Here is a 14,918-nt window from a genome sequence, read left to right as displayed (position 1 = left end):
AGAAGAATGGATATGGGAGTTTTAGCCGCCAATGACTTCTGATTTGAAAAAAAATGTTGTCCCTATTACTGAAACAGAATCCAAACCTTTGGGTAAACACTTGGGGAATGTCATCAAAGAGGTCAGAAAACAACATGGCCTGACGATTGCTGATGTCGCTGAGAGAGCGAATATTAGTGTTGGAATGTTCAGTAAAATTGAGAATGGTCATGTATCGACCAGTCTTGAAACATTGGAACAAGTAGCTAACGCGCTTGGCGTAACGCTTTCAAGACTGTTCCGCGACTACAACGCTCCATCAGGAAATGCACAATTCGTTAAAAAAGGGCATGGTATGGAAGTGGTACGCCGCGGTACAAAACTCGGCCACACATATCATTTATTAGCCTATGACCAAGGACCTCAAAAGACTTTTGAGCCGTTTTTGATCACGCTGGAAGATCAGGCGGAAGAATTCCCCCCTTTTGAACATGGAGGGACTGAATTTATTCATATGTTGGAGGGGGTATTAGAGTACAAGGTAGGCTTGGAGACTTTCTTACTTGAGCCAGGCGACTCACTGACTTTTAGAGGGGACCAGCCGCATCAGCCAGCCAATCTAATAGAAGTTCCAATCCGTTTCCTGGCCATTATTCATCACGACCCAGTTGATCATTCAGGAGGCAGTGAGTGGACGCAGTCATAAGTATTCGAGATGCACAACAAAAAGATGCCGCTCAACTAGCCAACCTTCTACATGCGCTATTTAGTATAGAAGCCGATTTCAAACCGGACATGGAGAAACAAAAAGCCGGTTTAAGTATGCTGATATCACAACCAGAACATGGGGTAATCAAGGCGGCATTTACAGAAGACGGGAAACTGATTGGGATGGTTAGCGCGCAACTTGTCATCTCCACGGCACAAGGAGCACTCTCTGCTTGGGTAGAGGACATGATCGTTCATGCAGAATTTAGACAGCAAGGAATTGGTAAAAAACTACTACAGTCAGCATTAGATTGGGCAAAAGAAAAAGGAGCGACTCGTGCCCAGCTATTGGTCGATGTTGAAAATGAACCTGCAATAGGATATTACCGGCACCTGGGTTGGGAAAGCACTCAGTTAAATGCGAGAAGATTATTTTTATAAATTTTGAACTAAAGTTTTCATTTGTTTGATCTTAAATAAACAAAAAACATGGCAGTAGTTTACAAAATCACATCCCGTTTTTTATAAACATTTTTTTCGCTGCTAAAAATAAAAAAGCCCTGTAAAAACAGGGCTTTGTAAATTTAAAATCTACAATTTTAATTATTGTCAGACTCAAAATGGAATATCGTCGTCAAAATCATCAAAATTACCGGCCGGCTTACTCGCGGCTGGCTGGAAAGCATTCCGGTTAGCACCGGCATTGCCACCACCCATCGCTGGCTGCTGGCGTGGAGGGGCCTGGTTGTAATCATCCATGCCACCACCCTGGTCCATGTCGCCACCATCAAATGCTGTACTTCCACCTTCACGGCCAGTGCCTAACATTTGCATTTGGTCTGCGACGATTTCGGTGCTGTAGCGGGTGACGCCATCTTTTTCCCATTTGCGGGTTTGCAAACGGCCTTCAATATATACCGGACGGCCTTTTTTCAGGTATTCGCCAGCGATCTCTGCCAAGCGGCGATACATGACAATGTTATGCCATTCGGTTTTTTCCTGGCGCACGCCGGATTTGTCTTTCCAGTTTTCGGTGGTGGCGATGCTGAAGTTAGCCACTGCCTCACCGTTTGGCATATAGCGCACTTCCGGGTCACGCCCCAGATTACCCATCAAAATCACTTTGTTGACTGATGCCATGGTGTCACTACTCCCCTATTCGATTCATGATTGCTTGCGACAATGCCGCCTGAAATTCTTTGCTGCGCTGATTTTCCAACTTCACCATAAGCATGGTTTCTGAAGGAATGGCGACCACTTCATACACGCCGTCCATTGCGCGGATATCCTGCACCAGGATGGCGGCTTGCTCATCATTATACCCTTGTATGTGGAACATTTTGGTTTTGACACTGGGGGGTGCCTGCATGCCAAGCGCCAGGCCAAACCACACCACCATCAAAGCAGCACAGAAGACAAATACAGTGGGACTGCCATAACTGTGTGATAGCCAGCCACCAAGCGCAGCCCCCAAGAACATGCCAAAAGATTGGGCGGTATTATGAACACCCATGGCCGTGCCTTTGGCGGCCACTGGGGCCATCTTTGAAATCAGCGAAGGCAAAGAAGCCTCGAGGATATTAAACGCCACAAAATAAGAAAAGAGCGTTGCCACAATGCCCCATAAACTGGTCAGGCTAAACATAAAGGCAATTTGCGTCAGCAACATCAGGCCGACTGCGGTAACAAACACTGGTTTCAGTTTGGCCTTTTTCTCGGCATAAATAATCGCAGGCACCATGAGGATAAACGACAATACCAACACCGGCAGGTAAATTTGCCAGTGCGTGTTTTCGTTCATGCCAGTGCTATTTTTGATGGCAAATGGCACCACCATGAACATGGCCATTTGCGCACCATGCAGGCAAAAGGTACCAAAATTCAGGCGCAATAATTGGGTGTCTCGCAACACTTCACGAATTTTGGCCGGGGCGGCCTGCGCATCGGAGTGAAAATGCGCATGCAATGGCTCTGGCACGGCAAACTTCACTACGGCAATCGCTGCGATCGACAACACAGCGGTCAGCCAGAAAATTCCCGACACGCCTATCCATTGGTTTAAAATCGGACCCGCCACCAGTGACACTGCAAACGTCACGCCGATGGTGGCGCCTATCATGGCCATGGCCTGTGTGCGGTGCTCTTCGCGCGTAGAGTCCGCCACCAATGCGGTGACCACCGCAGAAATGGCACCTGCACCCTGAATGGCACGGCCGACAATCACCATATAAATATCTTGGGCGGTGGCAGCAAACACGCTGCCCACCGCAAACATAATCAACCCCAGGTAAATGAGTTTTTTGCGGCCAAAACGGTCAGACGCCATGCCAAACGGCAACTGGAAAATCACCTGCATAAACCCATAAGCACCCAATGCCAGCCCGATCAAGGCATGGTTATCGCCGCCCTGTAATGTTTCGGCATAAATCGCAAAAATAGGCAGAATCAAAAACATGCCCAGCATACGTAGCCCATAGATAGAAGCAAGGGCAGCAGTCGCGCGAGTTTCTATCTGGGTCATTTTTTCGGAGAACTGCATGAATCTTTTAAGAAAACTTGGCTTAATTTTGAATAATTGCGTATATTATCAGGTTGGCTGTCTGTTCGTGAAAGTATCATGGAATTTATCAAAATTCGCGGGGCGCGCACCCATAACCTCAAGAACATCAATCTGGATATTCCACGCAACCAACTGGTTGTGGTCACCGGCCTGTCAGGCTCCGGAAAATCTTCACTGGCTTTTGATACCTTGTATGCAGAAGGGCAGCGCCGTTATGTCGAAAGTTTATCAGCCTATGCGCGCCAGTTTTTGGCGCGCATGGACAAGCCTGACGTCGACCTGATTGAAGGCTTGTCGCCCGCGATTTCCATTGAGCAAAAATCCACCTCTCACAACCCACGCTCCACCGTTGGCACGGTAACTGAAATCCACGACTATCTGCGCCTTCTGTATGCGCGTGCTGGCGATCCCGAGTGCCCGGATCATGGCATCAAGCTCGAAGCACAAACTGTCAGCCAGATGGTGGACAGTGTCCTCAAGTTGCCGGAAGACACCAAGTTGATGATTCTGGCGCCAGTGGTCTCTAACCGTAAAGGCGAGCAGCTGGATTTGTTTGATACGCTAAAGGCACAAGGTTTTGTTCGTCTGCGCATAGACGGCAAAGTCTATGAAATAGACGAACTACCGCAGTTAGCCAAAACCACCAAGCACAGTGTAGACGTAGTGGTAGACCGCCTAAAAGTGCGTGAAGACATGAAGCAGCGTATTGCAGAATCATTTGAAACCGCGCTACGTTTGGCTGACGGTAAAGCCATTGCGCTAGAAATGGATTGCGAAAAAGAACATTTGTTCTCGGCCAAGTTTTCCTGTCCGGTATGTGACTACTCACTGGCAGAGTTAGAGCCGCGTTTATTCAGCTTTAACAACCCCATGGGCGCCTGCCCCAAGTGTGATGGCCTGGGCAATGTCACCTTCTTTGATCCTAAACGTGTCGTTGCTTTCCCGCACTTATCGCTAGCAAGTGGCGCCATCAAAGGCTGGGACAAGCGTAACCAGTTCTATTTCCAAATGCTGGCCAGCCTGAGCCAGCATTACAACTTTGATTTGGAAGCGCCTTTCGAGAACTTGCCGGAAGACGTTCAGCAAATCTTGTTATTCGGCTCTGGCCGCGAACAAATTACATTTAAATACCTCAATGAGCGCGGCACATTCTTCAGCAAGTCGCATACCTTTGAAGGCATTATCAATAACTTGCAACGCCGCTATCGTGAAAGCGACTCAACCGCCGTGCGCGACGAACTGGCTAAATATATCAATGCCACCGCCTGCCCGGAATGTGCCGGTACGCGTTTGCGCAAGGAAGCACGTCACGTCAAGGTCGGTGACCGCAACATTCACCAGATCTGCGAAGTGCCGCTCAAACAAGCACTGCATTTTTTTGAAACATTGCAACTGAGTGGCCAGAAGCTGGCGATTGCCGACAAAATCGTCAAAGAGATTGAAAGCCGCTTGAAGTTTCTGACTAATGTGGGTTTGGATTATTTATCGCTGTCACGCTCAGCCGAAACTCTCTCTGGTGGTGAAGCACAGCGTATACGCCTGGCTTCGCAAATCGGCAGCGGCCTGACTGGTGTCATGTACGTGCTGGATGAACCTTCGATTGGTCTGCATCAGCGCGACAATGACCGTCTGCTTGATACACTGAAACGCCTGCGCGACCTTGGCAACAGTGTGATTGTGGTCGAGCACGACCAGGACGCGATCCAGCTGGCCGATTTTATTGTTGATATTGGTCCTGGTGCTGGTGAGCATGGTGGCAATATTGTGTCGTTTGGCACCCCAGCACAAATTGAAGCTGACCCGAACTCACTAACCGGGCAATATATCAGCGGTAAAAAACAGATTACCTTCAAGCTGCCGCGTACAAAACCAGACCCCAAGCGTATGATGAAACTGCATGGCGCAACGGGTAATAACCTGAAAAACGTGAGTGTTGAAATCCCGGTGGGCTTGCTGACCTGCGTCACCGGCGTTTCCGGTAGCGGCAAATCTACTCTCATTAACGATACCTTATACCGCGTGGTTGCCACGCATTTATACGGCAGCACCACCGAAGCGGCGCCACACGACAGCATTGAGGGTCTGGAATTTTTTGATAAGGTCGTGGATGTGGACCAAAGTCCGATTGGCCGTACGCCACGCTCTAACCCGGCGACCTATACAGGCTTGTTCACGCCCATTCGCGACCTGTTTGCAAGCGTGCCAGAAAGCCGCGCTCGCGGTTACGGCCCTGGCCGTTACTCATTCAACGTCAAGGGCGGCCGCTGCGAAGCCTGTCAAGGCGATGGCGTGATCCGGGTTGAAATGCATTTCTTGCCTGATGTGTATGTGCCTTGTGATGTATGCAAAGGCCAGCGCTACAACCGCGAAACGCTGGAAATCCAATTCAAGGGCAAAAACATCCACGAAGTACTGGAGATGACAGTAGAGCAAGCGCATCAGTTTTTCAATGCGCAACCCGTGATTGAACGCAAACTGAAAACCCTGCTTGATGTTGGCCTCGGTTACATCACCCTGGGCCAATCGGCAACTACACTGTCCGGGGGGGAAGCACAGCGCGTTAAACTGTCGCTAGAACTCAGCAAGCGGGATACAGGACGCACGCTCTATATTCTGGATGAACCGACGACCGGCCTGCATTTTGCGGATATCCAGCTGCTGCTTGATGTGATTCATCGCTTACGTGATGCTGGCAATACAGTGGTGATTATCGAGCATAACCTGGATGTGATTAAAACCGCAGACTGGCTGATTGATATGGGCCCAGAGGGCGGTGACGGCGGCGGAACAGTGGTCGGCGTAGGTTCACCAGAGGAACTGGCAAAAAATACGGCCAGTTATACTGGCCGTTACCTCACACCCTTGTTGAAACATCTCGCTGTAAAGGGCTAAGGTCAACATGCAACCGGCCCCCAGATGCACTTTAATCAGTGCATCCAATACGGATGTGGTTAAGCCACACACATATATTTATATCAAACATTGTATGTGGCCCGATTTGGGTTCAATTACTTAAACAAGCGCTTAAAATCAGGGTATTTTAACCAATCGCATGCGTGCCTGTATCGTGGCCGCATGACGATTCAAATAGCGTGTACTGCGATGTACATCATAAAAGCGCGGATTGGGGATCATCGCAGCTAACCGTGCGGCCTGCGCTGGCCCAAGTGCCCGTGCATTGCCATGAAAGTAATGGCGCGCAGCCGCTTCAGCGCCAAACACGCCTTCACCCCACTCAATCACATTCAGGTAAATCTCGAGGATACGGCGTTTACTCATGAGTTTTTCGAGCATAAATGTGATCACCGCCTCTTGCGCTTTACGCCAAGGGGTTCTATGTCCGGATAAAAACAAATTCTTCGCCAGTTGCTGGCTAATGGTAGAACCGCCAGCGACAATTTTGCCTTTCTTGAGGTTTTTTTCAAACGCAGTTTCTATCCCCACCCAGTCAAAACCTTCATGATCGACAAATTTGCTGTCTTCAGAGGCGATCACGGCCCGCTTCAAATGGTTGCTGATGCGCGCATAAGGCACCCATTGCCGTTGCAATTTTGCGTTGGGACGGCGCTCCTGGATGACTTCAAGCCGCGCTTCCATAAATGCCGTGGACTCAGGGTTATGATCTACCCACCACAAAATGTGCAGTAGTAGCCAGACCTGGTACATAAGCACCCATAGCAACAAGATGCCAAAGAAAAGTTTAATGGCTTGTTTCATTAAAAGATTAAGACTGGCGGAAATACTGAATCACCGGGGCGGTCTCCGGACGCAAACCATGCCAAAGATAAAATGCTTCAGCCGCTTGTTCCACCAGCATACCCAAACCATCAGCCACGTGTGCTCCCGCTGCACGTGCCTGCTGCATAAATGGCGTTTCGCGCCCATACATCATGTCGTAAGCCAGTGTATTGGCCTGAAATATGTCCACCGGGAGTTGTAACGAGCTATCCGTTAATCCGGCCGAGGTCGCATTAATGACGATGTCATATGCTAGGGATAAATCCACGAAAGTCTTCACTTGCAATATTGTCTCACTGGAGACAGCGTGACTGGAAAATTTGTCCACCATCGCTTGTGCCTTGTCGACACTACGGTTGGCCACGGTCAAATGTGACGGCTTTTGTTGAAGCAGAGGCAGCATCACGCCTTGGGCCGCACCGCCAGCCCCAAGCAATAACACTTTTTTTCCAGCTAATAGGGTATGCTGATGCTGGAGAATGTCGTTCACTAGCCCACAGCCATCGGTATTATCACCGGCGATATACTGCTTATTAAAGCTTAAGGTATTGACTGCACCAGCTGCCTGCGCACGTGCAGACAATTCCTGGCAGGCATTAAAAGCCTCAAACTTAAAAGGCACGGTCACATTGGCACCCAAATAACCTTCCGCACGCAACCTTTGTAGCGTCACCTCGAATCCATCCAGCGGTGCCAAAACCTTTTCATAACCAATCACTTTATTGAACTGTTTAGCAAAAGCCTGGTGAATCAACGGCGATTTGCTGTGTTCAATCGGATTGCCAATCACTGCGTATTTTTCAACGGCCATACAATATGAAATCAATTAGTCCAGGGCAAGCCGGCATGTTTCCAGCCATTGATCAAAGTGCGTTGTTTGTGCTCGTTTGCCTCACCTTCAAAGCCTTCCAACATATTATAAACTTTGTTATAACCCAGTTTTTGAGCCAATAATGCGGCATTGTGGCTACGGCCACCGGTGCGGCACATAAAGATCACGGTGCTATCTTTGTCCACCTGCTTTTGTAATTGATCGCTGAATTCAGGATTTGCCACCATCCCAGGATAAAAAGCCCACTCAATATGCATCGCCAGCGGTACACGCCCCACTAACTCGAGCTCTGCACGTGATCGCACATCCACAAGCTTGATGGCACTGTCTTGACTGATGGCTTCAAACACTTCTGTCGGCGTCAGGGCACCAGCGTACGGCAACTTATTTTCTGCCCCTCTGGCATTTGCCTCGTTCAATATTTTTTGTAACTTATCCAAACTCGACCTTCTTCTGAATCAAACTATAAAATAGCGAGTATACCTTTGAAATTCCTACAACAGGCAATGCACCATTTAAGTGCTTAATTTGTTGCAATGCACACAAATAGTGCTTATGGTTTTTAATATTTTATGCACGTTCCACAGAAACCACCACAAATGCATATGTTTGCGTGGCATGCTTCCTGCTAATATTACACACTAAGATTTAATGTAATTCCGGATTTCCAGAATCCAGACTCACCAAAATCCATTTGTACTTGCTCACGTTTCGGGACATCCGCAACATGCCCCGTTTTTTGCGTGAGCAATTTGAATCATTTTAGACCTTGATCACTGAGGAGAATGTAATGTCCGTTGCAAACGTAATGAAATTGGTTGCGGAAAACGACATCAAATTTGTTGATTTCCGTTTTACCGACACCAGAGGTAAAGAACAACACGTGTCTGTGCCTGTTTCTCACTTCGACGAAGATAAATTTACTGAAGGCCATGCGTTTGACGGTTCTTCTATTGCTGGCTGGAAGGGCATTCAAGCATCCGACATGCAATTGATGCCTGACCCAACGACTGCATTTATCGACCCATTCTTTGACGAGCCAACACTGGTTCTCACATGTGACGTGGTTGATCCAACTGATGGCAAAGGCTACGACCGTGACCCACGCTCGCTGGCAAAACGCGCTGAAGCCTACCTGAAGTCCAGCGGCTTGGGCGATACAGCATTCTTCGGTCCAGAACCAGAATTCTTCATTTTTGATAGCGTTGAGTGGAATGCTGGCATGCAAGGCTGTTCCGTTAAAATCAACTCCGAAGAAGGCGCTTGGGCTTCTGGCGACAAATTTGAAGGCGGCAACACTGGCCACCGTCCTGCAGTAAAAGGCGGTTACTTCCCAGTGCCACCAGTCGACTCATTCCAAGACATCCGTTCTGCGATGGTCATGACTTTGGAAGAGTTGGGAGTGCCTGTTGAAGTGCACCACCACGAAGTGGCGACTGCTGGCCAGTGCGAAATCGGTACTAAATTTAGTACCCTGGTGCAACGTGCCGACTGGACACAAATCCTGAAATACGTCGTATTGAACACAGCTCACGCTTACGGCAAAACAGCGACATTCATGCCAAAACCAATCGTTGGCGACAACGGTTCAGGCATGCACGTTCACCAATCCATCTGGAAAGACGGCAAAAACCTGTTCGCTGGTAACGGCTATGCTGGCCTGAGCGACTTCGCACTGTACTACATTGGCGGTATCATCAAGCACGCACGTGCCTTGAACGCGATTACCAACCCAGGTACCAACTCTTACAAGCGCCTGGTTCCAGGCTTTGAAGCGCCAGTGAAACTGGCCTACTCTGCGAAAAACCGTTCTGCTTCTATCCGCGTACCATTCGTACACAGCGATAAAGCACGCCGTATCGAAGCGCGTTTCCCAGATCCTACCGCTAACCCATACCTGGCATTCGCTGCCTTGATGATGGCGGGTCTGGACGGCGTTCAGAACAAGATTCACCCAGGTGAACCAGCGACTAAAGACTTGTACCATCTGCCACCAGAAGAAGATGCATTGATCCCAACCGTGTGTTCATCACTGGATCAAGCGCTGGAGCACTTGGACAAAGACCGTGAGTTCCTGACACGCGGCGGTGTATTCTCTGACGACTTCATCGATGCATACATCGCGTTGAAGATGGACGAAGTGACTAAACTGCGTATGACACCTCACCCAGTCGAGTTCGGTCTGTACTACTCCTGCTAATCGCAAGAGTACGCACTAAAACAGGGCAGCCCAGGCTGCCCTGTTTTTTTATGTGCCCGCTGTTCCGTCAACGTTTTTAGGCGAGCGGACGTTGATACCCTTAACGATCTACTCTAAACTATTGCCATGAAAAGACTTTTTTACATTTTCACCTTCGCGCTCATGTGCAACCAAAGCTGGGCAGATATTTACAAATATACCGACAGTAACGGGGTCACGACCTACACCAACATTAAGCCAGAAGGTAAAAGGAAAGCTGAATTAATTATTAGCGGCCCAAAAACTACAGAGATGCCGCCGGCAATTCGTGAAAAAAAACCAGCCACCAAAACGCCTGCCCCGGCTAACTTTCCTAAGGTGGATAACCAGACACAAAATCAGCGTGACCAGAAGCGCCGCGAGCTGCTAATGAATGAATTAGCTCAAGAAAAACAAGCACTTGAGAATGCGCGACTCCTCTATGAAGAGGCCCAGAATACACCAGAAGTTTACAGAGGTGCCAATGGCAAAACATTCAGGAATGTCGCCAAATATGAAGAGAAACTACGCGTGATTGAGGCAGAAATCCAAGCACATGAACGGAATATCGAATTACTGAATAAAGAACTCAATCTTTAACACGCACCATTTTTGGGATGTTTTAAACCTTCTTTGCTAAGTAAGTTAGAATTGGCTTGGGTTTTGCTTTAAAACAGGGCGTGATTCACTCTTTTTAACAAACTTAGGATATGGTTCAAAAATCTCCCCAAGGGTTTAGCGGTTTAGAGCACATTGCGACAGCAGTGATCCTGCTCAACAACCAGCTGGAAGTCACCTATGCCAACTCGAGTGCGGAGATACTGTTCGCCTTTAGCGCCAATCAAATCCAGGGTTTACATATTCACGATGTATTTGTGAATTGCGAGATTTTGCAAATGGCTGTGACCAATGCCATCCAAACACAAGGTCCTTTTCGTGAGCATGAATTCACACTGACCACTCAACGTGGCCATACCACTGCCGTGACATGTACCGTCACACCAATCTCTACCACGTTTAACCAGACAGCTGAAGACATGCTGATTCTGGAGTTTGTACAAATGGACCAGCAATTGCGTATTGCGCGCGAAGAGCGCATGCTGATTCAGCAACAGGCGAATTCAGAGTTATTACGTAACCTGGCTCATGAAATCCGCAACCCCTTGGGAGGCTTACGTGGTGCCGCGCAGTTGCTCGAATTTGAACTGCCGCAACCAGGCTTGAAAGAATATACCCAAGTCATTATCAAAGAAGCTGACCGGCTCCACAGCCTCATGGACAGGTTACTGGCTCCGCATCGTGTACCCAAATACGAACCTACCAACATTCATGAAGTACTTGAGCGCGTGCGTAGCCTGCTTCTGGCCGAATCGCCCAACTATATTCGCGTGATTCGTGATTACGACACCAGCCTGCCCGAAATCATTGGTGACCGCGAAAAACTGATCCAAGCCGTACTCAATATTGCGCGCAATGCCGCACAGGCCATGCAACAAAACCAGACTGAAAATGCGAGTATTACCTTTAGGACACGAGCAGAGCGTCAAATCACGCTCGCGAGGAAGCGCTATCGCGTCGGTATCCACCTTGAAATTATCGATAATGGCCCAGGCATTCCAGCCGGTATCAAAGAGCGTATTTTCTATCCGCTCGTTTCTGGCCGCGAAGGTGGCACTGGCTTGGGTCTTGCGCTGGCACAAACTTTTATTACCCAACACCATGGCATGATCGATTGTGACTCACAGCCAGGCAAAACAACTTTCCATATATTGCTACCCATTGAGAGTACGCAATTAAAATCAGCACAATAATACGAGAATAGCTATGAAGCCAATCTGGATCTTAGACGACGACAAATCAATCCGCTGGGTGTTTGAAAAAGCCTTGGCCCGGACCGACTTTGATTTCAAAACCTTTTCTTCTCCGGCAGAGGCCCTGAATGCCTTAAACCGTGAGCAACCTCAGGTCATCGTCAGCGACATCCGCATGCCCAACGGTTCAGGGCTGGACTTCCTGTCAGAGGTCAAACAACGCTACCCCGAAATTCCTGTCATCATTATGACAGCCTACTCTGACTTGGAAAGTGCGGTTGCCGCTTTCCAGGGTGGGGCGTTTGAATATCTGGCTAAACCATTCGACGTCGACCAGGCGATTGAGATTATCAAACGTGCGGTTGAAGAGAGCATGCGCCAATCTGTTGAGGCCGTTGAAGACACTGGGCCTTCGCCGGAAATCATCGGCCAGGCTCCTGCCATGCAGGAAGTATTTCGTGCTATTGGCCGCTTGAGTCGCTCGCATTCTACCGTATTGATTAACGGTGAGTCTGGTAGCGGTAAAGAATTGGTAGCCAGCGCATTGCATAAACATAGCCCACGTGCAGACAAACCGTTTATTGCCATCAATACGGCAGCGATTCCCAAAGATCTATTGGAATCCGAATTATTTGGTCATGAACGGGGTGCATTTACTGGCGCAGCGGCAGCAAGAAGAGGGCGCTTTGAACAGGCAGATAACGGCACACTGTTTCTGGACGAAATCGGTGACATGCCTGCCGACTTGCAAACAAGATTATTGCGTGTCTTATCCGACGGCCAGTTTTACCGCGTGGGTGGGCATCAACCAATCAAAGTGAATGTACGCGTGATTGCAGCCACCCACCAGGACCTTGAAGAGCGTGTCAAACAAGGCTTGTTCCGAGAAGACCTGTTTCACCGTTTGAACGTCATCCGCCTGCGCCTACCACCCTTGCGCGAGCGCAGGGAAGACATCCCCTTGCTCACCAAACATTTTCTCGCCCACAGCGCTCAACAGCTAGGCGTAGAGCCTAAACAATTATCCCAAGCCGCCATCAAATACCTGATGTCCGTGAACTGGAGCGGTAATGTCCGCCAACTGGAAAATGTATGTCATTGGCTCACCGTTATGGCGCCCGGCCAAAATGTGGACGTCAATGATCTACCCCCAGAGTTAAAAGAAGATACCGGTAAACATAGTACAGGCGGCTCCTGGCAAGAAGCATTGGCCCAAGAAGTCACCGACTCACTCAATCGTGGTGAAACCAATATTCTGGATACCAAAACCAAAGAGTTTGAACGTATTCTTATCACCCGCGCCCTCGCGCATACCGATGGCCGACGTATTGAAGCAGCCAATCAGCTGGGGATGGGGCGCAATACGCTCACACGTAAGATTCAGGAATTGGGGATTGATGATTAATCATCCTCATTGATTAAGTATGTGTTTGCTGGTAGTGCCAGAATTGCGATGAAATTCATCTCATGTGCGTTAAATTTTGACACAATAGATGCTTAAGACTTCACATCGTTGGGACTAGCCGCTAAGTAGATTGGGGGGGGGTAATCTCTGAAGTTTGAACCATGTTTTACGTAAAAAAACGGCAACCGAAGTTGCCGTTTTTGACTTTTAATTTATGCAGAATACTCTGCTATTAAATTAAATTAGAAGAACAAGATCGCACCCAGAGAGATGGTTTTTGCGTCACCTTCAACAGTTGTTGTACGGTTATCAAATTCACGCTCTGATTTAGAGAACTCAGCAACCAAGTTCAAGTGCTTGGTCAATGGGTGGTAAGCACCAACTACCCACATGCTATCTTTGATCTCATCCAAAGCTACATCAGCACTGTTGCCTTCCAATTTTGATTGGCCCCAGCTCACGCCCAGTTTTGTACCAACACCAGGCAGTGTGTATGTACCTTGTACATAGTAACCGTTAGAATCACGACGGTTACCAGCAGCATCTAAACCACCCGCAAATTGGAATGTTTGACCGATACCTTTACCATCGTAGTAGTAACCTGTCAGGCCGAAACCAGCAACATTAACTGTTGTACCAACGTCCCATGAGTAAGCATTTTCGCTACCACCAGCACCTGTTACACCAGCAATTTTTTGACTAATAGCAGATGCCCATACTTTACCAGCAACATCGCCTGTCCACTCGTAGGAAGCTTTACCTTCGTAACCAGTGCTTGCAGCTGAACGGTCTGTAGATGTTGCGCCTTGAGCTACAGTTGGAATACCTGTGTTAGTAGCGTTCCAGCCTTGTGTCAAACCAACGGTGAATTGGAAACCGTTCCAGTTTGGTGATGTGTAAGCAACTTGAGATTTCCAGTCAGCATACATGAAGCCTGAACCGATACGGCCCAAAGTTGTTGTGTTACCTGACAGTGAACCAGCACCACCACCAACGCCCAACAATGTCATATCATTCAAGATAGCGTCTGAACCGTAGATGCCCAGATCTTTACCCAATTTCATAGAGCCCCATGAAGCATCACCGAATGTCAAGAATGCTTGACGGTTTTCAGCACCGCCGCCATTAGCGCGGTCGTTGTCTTGAATACCAGAATTATTTGATGATGAACCTGGGTTGATGCTGATAGTGAAACCAACATCCAGGTCGTTCTGACGTGTTTTACCAGAAACGCTCAGGTAGTTTGGCAGCAAACCAGTAGTGATGTTGCTTTGTGAACTAGCATCGCCAGCGCCCAAACCCAAAGCAGCTGTACCAGCACCAGTATCACCACCAAATTTGGTGTTTGTGTAGTAAGCGTTAACAACGCCACCGATGTCCAGAGTCCAGTCACCAGCTGGGATAGTGATGCCAGCTTGTGCGCCAGTAGCGGCAGCGAACAGAGCTGCTGCAACTGCAACGTTCAATTTTGTATTCATACGAATCTCCAAAAATGTTGTTTTCACAACTTGTGTAAGGATATTGCTTGCTTGGATGAGCGCTCAAAACGCTCAACCTTCAGAACTCCCTCGGAACCGCTCCAAGCATTTCCAAGAAGGTCAGTGCAATTTTTGCAAATGCGGCACTCAGCGCGCAAGTGAATACGTCAAATTGCTTAGTGCAAGTTT

At 48.5% G+C, this 14,918-nt stretch carries 13 protein-coding genes; 7 read left to right on the top strand and 6 right to left on the bottom strand.

The features are described from left to right. The first annotated feature begins 31 nt into the window (after positions 1-31). Positions 32-685, top strand: a complete 654-nt coding sequence (locus tag F463_RS0111710) for a helix-turn-helix domain-containing protein (protein ID WP_018987284.1) — start codon at positions 32-34, stop codon at positions 683-685. Further along, positions 670-1,128, top strand: a complete 459-nt coding sequence (locus F463_RS0111705; RefSeq protein ID WP_018987283.1) for a GNAT family N-acetyltransferase — start codon at positions 670-672, stop codon at positions 1,126-1,128. The genes F463_RS0111710 and F463_RS0111705 overlap by 16 nt, the downstream gene beginning before the upstream one ends. Before the next feature lie 174 nt (positions 1,129-1,302). On the opposite strand, the gene ssb is transcribed toward F463_RS0111705, so the two are convergent. After that, positions 1,303-1,827 (bottom strand): single-stranded DNA-binding protein, encoded by a 525-nt coding sequence (gene ssb, locus F463_RS0111700; protein WP_018987282.1) that lies wholly within the window; start codon positions 1,825-1,827, stop codon positions 1,303-1,305. A 7-nt stretch (positions 1,828-1,834) separates the two neighbouring features. Further along, entirely contained in the window at positions 1,835-3,226 is a 1,392-nt protein-coding gene (locus tag F463_RS0111695; RefSeq protein ID WP_018987281.1) for an MFS transporter, read from the bottom strand. A 78-nt stretch (positions 3,227-3,304) separates the two neighbouring features. Here F463_RS0111695 and uvrA point away from each other — a divergent pair, with 78 nt between their 5' ends. Beyond that, complete coding sequence (gene uvrA / locus F463_RS0111690) at positions 3,305-6,139, top strand: excinuclease ABC subunit UvrA (protein WP_018987280.1); 2,835 nt, start codon at positions 3,305-3,307, stop codon at positions 6,137-6,139. A 138-nt stretch (positions 6,140-6,277) separates the two neighbouring features. On the opposite strand, the gene mtgA is transcribed toward uvrA, so the two are convergent. From mtgA to F463_RS0111675, 3 genes are read right to left on the bottom strand one after another with little or no spacing between them, the layout of a single operon-like run. After that, the gene (mtgA, locus tag F463_RS0111685; protein WP_018987279.1) at positions 6,278-6,964 is read right to left on the bottom strand and encodes a monofunctional biosynthetic peptidoglycan transglycosylase; all 687 of its coding nucleotides are present in this window, start codon (positions 6,962-6,964) and stop codon (positions 6,278-6,280) included. A 7-nt stretch (positions 6,965-6,971) separates the two neighbouring features. Beyond that, complete coding sequence (gene aroE, locus F463_RS0111680; protein WP_018987278.1) at positions 6,972-7,796, bottom strand: shikimate dehydrogenase; 825 nt, start codon at positions 7,794-7,796, stop codon at positions 6,972-6,974. Positions 7,797-7,807: 11 nt separating this feature from the next. After that, a complete protein-coding gene (locus F463_RS0111675) occupies positions 7,808-8,257 on the bottom strand; it encodes a rhodanese-like domain-containing protein (RefSeq protein WP_018987277.1) in 450 nt (149 codons plus the stop codon). Positions 8,258-8,607: 350 nt separating this feature from the next. Between F463_RS0111675 and glnA the strand changes: the two genes are divergently transcribed. The 4 genes from glnA to ntrC all read left to right on the top strand — a co-directional run bounded on the left by glnA (position 8,608) and on the right by ntrC (position 13,251). Then, positions 8,608-10,017 carry a type I glutamate--ammonia ligase gene (glnA, locus tag F463_RS0111670; protein WP_026295545.1) on the top strand — a complete coding sequence of 470 codons (1,410 nt, stop codon included), beginning with the start codon at positions 8,608-8,610 and terminating at the stop codon, positions 10,015-10,017. Positions 10,018-10,143: 126 nt separating this feature from the next. Then, entirely contained in the window at positions 10,144-10,635 is a 492-nt protein-coding gene (locus tag F463_RS0111665) for a DUF4124 domain-containing protein (RefSeq protein WP_026295544.1), read from the top strand. Between the two features lie 110 nt (positions 10,636-10,745). Next, complete coding sequence (gene glnL, locus F463_RS0111660; RefSeq protein WP_018987274.1) at positions 10,746-11,846, top strand: nitrogen regulation protein NR(II); 1,101 nt, start codon at positions 10,746-10,748, stop codon at positions 11,844-11,846. A 13-nt stretch (positions 11,847-11,859) separates the two neighbouring features. Then, positions 11,860-13,251, top strand: coding sequence for a nitrogen regulation protein NR(I) (gene ntrC / locus F463_RS0111655; protein ID WP_018987273.1), 1,392 nt, complete (start codon positions 11,860-11,862; stop codon positions 13,249-13,251). A gap of 242 nt (positions 13,252-13,493) precedes the next feature. Here ntrC and F463_RS0111650 read toward each other — a convergent pair whose 3' ends face one another. Further along, the gene (locus tag F463_RS0111650; RefSeq protein ID WP_018987272.1) at positions 13,494-14,729 is read right to left on the bottom strand and encodes a porin; all 1,236 of its coding nucleotides are present in this window, start codon (positions 14,727-14,729) and stop codon (positions 13,494-13,496) included. Positions 14,730-14,918: the final 189 nt, after the last annotated feature.

The organism is Methylophilus methylotrophus DSM 46235 = ATCC 53528 (genome assembly GCF_000378225.1).
Taxonomy (GTDB): Bacteria; Pseudomonadota; Gammaproteobacteria; order Burkholderiales; family Methylophilaceae; genus Methylophilus; species Methylophilus methylotrophus.
Note: the sequence above shows the minus strand (reverse complement) of the source record. Positions and strands in the feature narration are given on the sequence as shown.